Annotated in this window: 6 protein-coding genes and 1 pseudogene; 6 read left to right on the top strand and 1 reads right to left on the bottom strand. The window is 41.8% G+C overall.

Annotated features, from left to right (window positions below):
- Positions 1-744, bottom strand: a pseudogene (gene dnaA, locus RAC86_RS33195) (chromosomal replication initiator protein DnaA); the annotation flags it as partial.
- 619 nt (positions 745-1363) lie between these two features.
- On the opposite strand from dnaA, the gene rpmH reads away from it, so the two are divergent.
- From rpmH to mnmG, 6 genes are all read left to right on the top strand, one after another.
- Positions 1364-1498, top strand: a complete 135-nt coding sequence (gene rpmH, locus RAC86_RS33190; RefSeq protein WP_003178075.1) for a 50S ribosomal protein L34 — start codon at positions 1364-1366, stop codon at positions 1496-1498.
- Positions 1499-1649: 151 nt separating this feature from the next.
- On the top strand, positions 1650-2000 hold the full coding sequence (rnpA, locus tag RAC86_RS33185) for a ribonuclease P protein component (protein ID WP_041521115.1): 351 nt from the start codon (positions 1650-1652) through the stop codon (positions 1998-2000).
- A 144-nt stretch (positions 2001-2144) separates the two neighbouring features.
- Positions 2145-2930, top strand: coding sequence for a YidC family membrane integrase SpoIIIJ (gene spoIIIJ, locus RAC86_RS33180; protein ID WP_044059167.1), 786 nt, complete (start codon positions 2145-2147; stop codon positions 2928-2930).
- Entirely contained in the window at positions 2927-3553 is a 627-nt protein-coding gene (gene jag / locus RAC86_RS33175) for an RNA-binding cell elongation regulator Jag/EloR (protein WP_061187098.1), read from the top strand. The genes spoIIIJ and jag overlap by 4 nt, the downstream gene beginning before the upstream one ends.
- A 311-nt stretch (positions 3554-3864) precedes the next feature.
- Positions 3865-5244 (top strand): tRNA uridine-5-carboxymethylaminomethyl(34) synthesis GTPase MnmE, encoded by a 1380-nt coding sequence (gene mnmE, locus RAC86_RS33170; RefSeq protein ID WP_014115897.1) that lies wholly within the window; start codon positions 3865-3867, stop codon positions 5242-5244.
- Between the two features lie 20 nt (positions 5245-5264).
- Positions 5265-6728, top strand: a 1464-nt coding sequence (gene mnmG / locus RAC86_RS33165) for a tRNA uridine-5-carboxymethylaminomethyl(34) synthesis enzyme MnmG (protein WP_377886529.1), incomplete at its 3' end; no start/stop codon positions are given.

Genomic DNA, 6728 nt, shown 5'->3' with positions numbered 1-6728 from the left:
GTCACTTGAAATGACGATTTGTTTGCTTTCTTCGTGCAATGTGTTAAATGTATGGAAAAATTCTTCCTGGGTTTGTTCTTTCCCCGCTAAAAATTGAATATCATCTATCAAAAGCACATCAACATTTCGATAGCGATTGCGGAAGTCGACGGCTTTATTATCTCGGATAGAGTTGATGAATTCGTTTGTAAATTTCTCAGAAGACAGATAAACCACTTTGGCAGAAGGATTATGATCTATTACATAATGGCCGATCGCATGCATTAAGTGTGTTTTCCCTAAGCCGACGCCCCCATAGATAAATAAAGGGTTGTAAGCTTTCGCGGGTGCTTCCGCTACTGCGAGGGAAGCAGCGTGTGCAAATCGGTTTCCAGATCCGATGACAAAAGTATCGAAAGTATATTTTGGATTGAGCATATTTTGAGGAAAATCAGATGTATCTTCTTTGACCGCTTTTTTGACTTGCGGTTTTGGCATAAAGTCCTCAACATCTTGATTTTGAGGAATGACAAACTTAATGCTCAATTCTTCCCCGGTTAATTCATATATAGTATCTGCAATCAGATGCAAGTATCTGGACTCCAGCCAGTCTCTGGCAAATTCATTGGGAGCCGTGATCGTTAATGTATCTCCTTGCAGTGAGTGGGCTTTGGTTGACTTCATCCAAGTCTCAAAACTCGGTTTGCTCAACTTTTTTTCGATTTGAGCAAGGGCTTGGTTCCACAGGTCTAATATATTTTCCATCTTCCGGCACGTCCCTCCTTTTCATAGAAAATGGCGTCTTTCTCTGTTATAGAACACAAAAAAAGAGCAAATGGCGCTTACCATTCGTACACATTAAATGTTGAAAACATATAATATAGTAGATAAATAGCTTTTCGACAAATTTCACAACTTGTGGACAACCTTCTACACAAGCTGTGTGAAATCAATCCACAACTTATCCACACTTTGTGGATAAAGAATAAAGGTGAGATTAGTAATCAAGAGTTAAAACACAAATATAATACCAAATTAAACGAGAGCTTGCAATGGTTGTCACAATCTTATCCACAAAGCGGACAACCTGTTGAAAAAATCTTGTCCACAGGGGTTGGTAATGTGAAAATGTTGTCGATAACCACTGTGGATATTAAAAAAGAGCTAAAAAGATATCCACATTCGTATTTTTAGAGCAGTTTTTCTGACTTTTTTTCGTTAAATTAAGGAATCTAAAAAATAAGGTTTCGAAAGTCGGGAAGGTGTGGTATCCTATTATGGTTGCAAGAAATAAAAGCACTAGTGAAGTTGACAATGAATAGGTAACGCAAATATAATAAGTAAGACTGTCTTTAACAGCTATTCCTCGAGGGAGGTGTCATAAATGAAAAGAACATTCCAACCGAATAACCGTAAACGCAGTAAAGTTCATGGCTTCAGAAGCCGTATGAGTTCAAAAAACGGTCGTCTAGTTTTAGCACGCCGTCGCCGTAAAGGCAGAAAAGTATTATCAGCTTAGGCCACTGAATAATGTCAGTGGTCTTTTTTCACTTTATGGGAAAAGATAGATGTGATGCATGATGAACCGGGGTATGCTCCCTGGTTCTAGTGCATCTCATTTTCATAATAAATTTCAAAAGTTTCTGCCAGCCAGTATCGGAGTGAGTCATTTGAAGAAGCGAAATCGTTTAAAGAAAAATGAAGATTTTCAAAAAGTGTTTAAGCATGGGACATCAATAGCGAACCGCCAGTTTGTCTTATATACGCTTGATCAGCCTGAAAACGATGAGCTGCGCGTCGGGCTTTCCGTCAGCAAAAAAATTGGCAACGCTGTGATGCGAAATCGGATCAAACGTTTGATTCGGCAGGCTTTTCTTGAAGAGAAAGAGAGACTGAAGGAAAAGGATTACATCATTATTGCCAGAAAACCGGCGAGCCAGCTGACATATGAGGAAACGAAAAAAAGTCTGCAGCATCTATTCAGGAAGTCTTCTTTATATAAGAAATCTTCGTCAAAGTAGGCATTGTCACTGCTTTCTTACAACTTTTAAAAGCGCTTCCTTTCTGGTTGATCAGAAAAAGACACCATTTAAAACTGAAAGATGCTAAAATACATACAAGTATGCTTTGCAATAAAAGAGTGTAAAGATTAATTATAGGAGGAAATGTTGTTGAAAAGGAGAATAGGGTTGCTATTAAGTATGGTTGGCGTATTCATGCTTTTGGCTGGGTGCTCGAGTGTGAAGGAGCCAATCACTGCAGATAGTCCGCATTTTTGGGACAAGTACGTAGTATATCCATTGTCTGAGCTCATTACGTATGTAGCGAAATTGACGGGAGATAACTATGGACTATCAATTATTCTTGTTACCATTTTAATTCGTTTATTAATTTTACCGCTGATGATTAAGCAGCTGAGAAGTTCGAAAGCGATGCAGGCTTTACAGCCGGAAATGCAAAAGCTTAAAGAAAAATACAGCTCAAAGGATCAAAAAACACAGCAAAAGCTTCAGCAGGAAACAATGGCTTTATTCCAAAAGCATGGTGTCAATCCGTTGGCGGGATGTTTCCCGATTTTAATCCAGATGCCGATTTTAATTGGATTCTATCATGCGATCATGAGAACACAGGCGATTTCAGAGCATAGTTTCTTATGGTTTGACTTAGGAGAAAAAGATCCTTTCTATATTCTTCCTATCGTTGCCGGTGTTGCTACATTTGTTCAGCAAAAACTGATGATGGCGGGAAATGCGCAGCAAAATCCGCAAATGGCGATGATGCTTTGGATTATGCCGATTATGATTATCGTATTTGCGATCAACTTCCCGGCGGCTCTTTCTCTTTATTGGGTAGTCGGTAACTTATTTATGATTGCACAAACTTTCCTCATTAAAGGACCAGATATTAAAAAAAATCCTGAGCCGGAAAAAGCCGGAGGAAAGAAAAAGTGAGGAATGTGACTGCTGCAGGGCGAAATGTCGATGAAGCAGTACAGTCTGGATTGCAAGAGCTGGAATTAACGAAGGATAAGGTAGAAATTACCGTTATTGAAGAGGGAAACAAAGGGTTTCTCGGTATTTTCGGTAAAAAGCCGGCGGTCGTAAAGCTGGTTGAAAAGATTGATCCGATTCAGCAAGCGAAGTCTTATCTTCAAACAATTGCCGAAGCGATTGCCGGGAAGTCTGATGTGACTGTTCAAGAAAGCAAAAAGACAGTGAGTTTCCATATAACAGGTGAGAAAGCGGCCTTGTTGATTGGGAAAAGAGGACAAACCTTAAATGCCCTTGAAACTTTGACACAGCTTGTCCTTAATCGTTATCCAGGCCAATATAAAAATGTGACGGTGGATGCAGAAAACTATCGTTTGAAAAGAAAAGATACACTGAGTCAGCTGGCCATCAGGCTTGCAGACCAGGTCTTGAAAACGAAAAAAGCTGTTCATCTTGAACCTATGCCGTCCAGTGAAAGAAAAATCATTCATGATACTCTTTCTGGATATGCAAATCACCAGATCAAAACATATTCAATGGGTGAAGGCGAAAATCGCCATCTCGTTATTTCCCATAAAAGATAGCATAAAACCGAAGTCCGATAAAAAGCGGATTTCGGTTTTTTTGTATGAGAAAAATCTATTTTTCCTAGTCATATCAAGCTTTTGCCGTTTAAGTTTTTTCTTTTTAGGTGTATCCTGTTGATAAAAAGGAAGTTCAGGAAATAAAATTAATTGTTATTCACATGTGGATAAGTTAAAGTAATAGGAGGCGAATTCCTAATTCTGTGGATAACACATCTTCCACTTCGAACCAAACTATGTTATCTTTTAGTTTTGGCATAATAAAAATTTTTTTATATAGATGAAAGTATAAGTAAAGAGAGGTGAACAGCATGGATACAATTGCAGCAATTTCCACTCCGATGGGAGAAGGCGCGATTGCGATTGTACGGTTGAGCGGACCAGAAGCAATTCAAATCGCAGATAAAATTTATAAAGGGCCGAAGGGAAAAACACTCAGCTCGGTCGAATCACATACGATTCATTATGGTCATATCGTAGACAGACCTTCGGATCGTGTCGTAGAGGAAGTAATGGTATCAGTGTTAAAGGCACCGAGAACTTTTACACGTGAAGATGTCATCGAAATTAACTGTCACGGGGGAATTGTGACTGTGAACCAAGTGCTTCAGCTCGCATTGAGAGAGGGAGCGAGACTGGCAGAGCCTGGTGAATTTACGAAACGCGCGTTTTTAAACGGCCGAATTGATCTTTCACAGGCAGAAGCGGTTATGGACTTAATCAGAGCGAAAACGGACCGGGCAATGAACGTCGCCATGAATCAAATGGAAGGGCGTCTTTCTGCTTTGGTGCGCCGTTTACGCAGTGAGATTTTAGAAACGCTGGCTCACGTTGAGGTAAATATAGATTATCCGGAGTACGATGATGTAGAGGAAATGACGCATCAGCTTTTGGTTGAAAAGGCAACCGCCGTGAAAAAAGAAATTGAGGCGCTGCTGAGGACTTCTGAGCAAGGAAAAATCTTGCGGGAAGGTCTTTCTACTGTCATTATCGGCCGGCCGAATGTAGGAAAATCATCTCTTCTGAACAGCCTCGTTCATGAGGCAAAAGCCATTGTAACCGATATTCCAGGAACGACTCGGGATGTAATTGAGGAATACGTTAATGTAAGGGGCGTTCCACTTCGTCTGGTTGATACAGCAGGTATTCGTGAAACAGAGGATATTGTTGAACGAATCGGTGTTGAACGTTCTCGCCAGGTTCTAAAGGAAGCGGACCTGATTTTACTCGTGCTTAATTATAGTGAAGAGCTTTCTGAAGAAGACGTGAAGCTTTTTGAAGCCGTTGAGGGCATGGACGTTATCGTGATTATGAATAAGACTGACCTTGAGGCGAAGATTGACAGTGAGCGTGTCCGTGAGCTTGCCAATGGACGTCCTGTTGTCACGACATCTCTATTAAAAGAGGAAGGCGTCAATGATCTGGAAGAAGCGATTCAATCACTGTTCTACACGGGTGCCATTGAAAGCGGAGATCTGACTTATGTCAGCAACACACGTCATATCTCTATTTTACAGCAAGCAAAACGTGCCATTGAAGATGCGCTTAGCGGCATCGAACAGGATGTCCCGATCGACATGGTGCAAATCGACCTTACAAGATGCTGGGAGCTTTTGGGTGAAATCATCGGAGATTCTGTCCACGAAAGCTTAATTGATCAGCTCTTTTCTCAATTCTGTTTAGGAAAATAATAAAAGGAGGAACTAGAATCATGGGGTATGAAGCAGGCCAATACGATGTGATTGTGATTGGCGCCGGGCATGCCGGTGTTGAGGCTGCCCTCGCATCAGCACGCCAAGGCGCCAAAACGCTTGTCTTGACCATCAACTTAGATATGGTTGCATTTATGCCATGTAATCCGTCTGTCGGCGGTCCCGCAAAAGGGATTGTCGTCCGCGAAATTGACGCGCTCGGCGGAGAAATGGGCAGAAACATCGATAAAACGCATATTCAAATGAGAATGCTGAATACTGGAAAAGGTCCTGCGGTCCGTGCATTGCGTGCGCAAGCAGACAAATTCCAATATCAGCATGAAATGAAAAATACGCTTGAAAAAGAACCAAACTTAACATTGCTGCAAGGAATTGTGGAACGGCTGATTGTTGAAGACGGCGAATGCCGCGGTGTTATTACACAAACCGGCGCACATTATCGTGCGAAAGCAGTTGTCATGACGACAGGGACATATTTAAGAGGACGAATCATTCTTGGTGATCTGTCTTACTCAAGCGGTCCGAATAACCAGCAGCCTTCTATTAAGCTTTCTGAGCATTTGGAGGAACTGGGCTTTGACCTCGTTCGTTTTAAAACAGGTACGCCGCCTCGCGTCAAAAGCGACACGATTGATTACAGCAAAACGGAAATTCAGCCTGGTGACGATGTGCCTCGCGCTTTCTCATATGAAACAGTGGAATATATTACAGATCAGCTCCCTTGCTGGCTGACATATACAAGCCCTGAGACACATGAGATTATTGACAGCAACCTGCACCGTTCACCGATGTATTCCGGTATGATCAAAGGTACGGGCCCAAGATATTGCCCGTCCATTGAAGATAAAGTTGTCCGATTTAATGATAAACCGCGTCACCAGATCTTCCTTGAGCCGGAAGGCAGAAATACGCAGGAAGTCTATGTCCAAGGGTTATCTACAAGTCTGCCAGAAGATGTACAGCAAAGAATGCTTGCAACGATTCCTGGTCTTGAAAACGTGCAAATGATGAGAGCCGGCTATGCGATCGAGTACGATGCGATCGTACCGACACAGCTATGGCCGACACTTGAAACGAAAAAAATCACAAATCTTTACACTGCAGGCCAAATTAACGGAACATCCGGTTATGAAGAGGCTGCGGGACAAGGGATTATGGCGGGAATCAATGCAGGGCGAAAAGCGCTTGGAAAAGAAGAAGTGATTCTAAGCCGTTCTGACGCCTACATTGGTGTTCTGATTGATGACCTTGTAACAAAAGGAACCAATGAACCATACCGTCTTTTGACATCACGTGCTGAATACAGATTGCTTCTTCGCCATGACAATGCTGATTTGCGTCTGACAGAAATCGGACACCGCATTGGATTGATTTCTGATGAGAGATATGCAGCTTTTGAGAAGAAAAAAGCTGCAATTGAAGCGGAGAAAAAACGTCTGCACTCTGTGATTATCAAGCCGTCA

The sequence above is a fragment of the Bacillus sp. LR_5 genome, from assembly GCF_042709275.1.
Note: the sequence above shows the minus strand (reverse complement) of the source record. Positions and strands in the feature narration are given on the sequence as shown.